Below are 338 nucleotides of genomic sequence, written 5' to 3' on the forward strand. Positions count from 1 at the left end.
CATCAATATTATTAGAATCTAAGGCTTTTTTGAATTTAGCCATTAAATCCCAATAAACTATATTAAGATCATCTGTGTTGCTCCAGCATCTTACTATAAAGTTAAGGGAAAATGGTCCTAATTCGCTTAATCCAATAATTACACCACGATCTTTTAAAACTCTATGATCGGTGTCAATGACTTTATGTAGTGTATTAATAACTAAATCAATATCAGAATTATAAGAGACACAAATAATAAATTCATTTCTTCTAGCAGGTTCTCTAGAATAGTTGATGATATTTCCGGATACAATTTTTCCGTTTGGCACAATAGCTATTTTCCCATCAAGAGTACGT

General features: G+C 30.5%; 1 protein-coding gene. It reads right to left on the minus strand.

Annotation, left to right across the window (positions count from 1 at the left end):
- Positions 1 to 338: mechanosensitive ion channel domain-containing protein (locus tag LDP10_RS03330; protein WP_265197296.1), on the minus strand; the 338-nt coding region annotated here is incomplete at both ends.

The sequence above is a fragment of the Buchnera aphidicola (Pemphigus obesinymphae) genome (assembly GCF_026122815.1).
Taxonomy (GTDB): domain Bacteria; phylum Pseudomonadota; class Gammaproteobacteria; order Enterobacterales; family Enterobacteriaceae; genus Buchnera_C; species Buchnera_C aphidicola_BJ.